The sequence below is a fragment of the Aquiflexum sp. genome (genome assembly GCF_977115555.1).
Genome location: NZ_CDSBKL010000645.1, coordinates 1 through 1,375 on the forward strand (window position 1 = coordinate 1; position 1,375 = coordinate 1,375).

At 37.6% G+C, this 1,375-nt stretch carries 1 protein-coding gene; it reads left to right on the forward strand.

Annotation, left to right across the window (positions count from 1 at the left end; all coding sequences use genetic code 11):
• A partial coding sequence (locus ACZFYI_RS20380) for an ABC transporter permease (RefSeq protein ID WP_462525952.1) occupies positions 1 to 1,255 on the forward strand: 1,255 nt, incomplete at its 5' end.
• Positions 1,256 to 1,375: the final 120 nt, after the last annotated feature.

A 1,375-nucleotide genomic window follows, 5' to 3' on the forward strand; every position in this document is an offset into this window, starting at 1 on the left:
AGTTTTGGCAGTTATTATCGGGGTTTTGGCAAGCTTTTCTCCTGCAATTTATTTGGGTATGCGAGCTACGGTGAGTCTGTTTAAGCAAGATCTCAAGCAACCTGATTTTCACAAGTTTCCAATCCGGAAATACCTTGTGATCAGTCAATTTGTAATCTTGATAGCCATAAGTTCAGTTTCTTACTTTATTTCCCAACAACTTCAATTTGTAGAAACAAAAGATATTGGATATAAAAAAGAGGGAATTCTGTATGCCTATTCTTCTCCGCAAAATATCGAAGTCTTCCAGCACAAACTCCGTCAAATTTCAGGGGTGATCGCTGTAGGAAGCGGAAGTTCATTTGGTTTGCAGGCATTTAATCAAGGAACCTATAAATTGGAAGGGAGCGAAACGGTTTTTGATGACTCTAATCAACTGTATTTGGATTTTGAGGCACTCAAAGCCTATGAATTGAAAACCACTTTATCCTCACCACCAAGCTCGAGAGTTACTCTGATAAACAGGACAGCTGCTGAGAAATTCGCTAATATCAAAGGTGTCAGTCCGGAAGACCTTATAGGAACTGAGGTTATTACTGAACCTGAATATATAAATGAAGAAACCGGGCAAGTAGGCTTTCCTTTTACCATAGGAGGTATTTTTGAAGATATCAACCTTTTTTCACTCCATGAACGAGTGGATCCGTATTTCCTGACTCTATCAGAAAATGTTGAAATGGATGGGCGGAGTATCGTTTCATTTTATCCTGAAAATACCCAAGAGGTTTTGACTGCATTGACTAACATTTACAATGAATTGAATGAGCCCTTTCCACTTGAATTAGAATACCTAAGTGAGAATGTTACTCAGCTTTATGCACAGGATATGCAAACCGCCGATTTGCTACTTTATTTCAATTTTATTGCAGTTTTTCTTTCTGTTTTGGGAATTACTGGCATTACGATTTTTTTAACTATGGCTCGGGAAAAAGAAATCGGGATTCGAAAAGTTCTTGGTGCTTCTGTGCTGTCTATCATTCAATCGTCTACCAAAGAATACTTGGCTTTAATAGGCATTGCTTTTTTAGTGGCATGGCCGATAGCTTTTTATGCTTCGGATTCCTGGCTTTCGAATTTTGCCTACAGAATCGAAATCAATCAATTGGTTTTTGCAACCATAGGCATGTCAACTTTGGTTTTCACTGCTGTAATTGTAGGGATTATTGCTTATCGGGCTGCACAGGCCAATCCTGTGAAAGCTTTAAAATCTGACTAGGTTAATGAAAAAAGTTGTCTTATAAATTTAAAGGTAGATGTTCGGTTTTGGATGAACCATATTTCTACCATATTTCAAAATCCATTAACCAAATAACCAATAACCATATTTCCACTAACC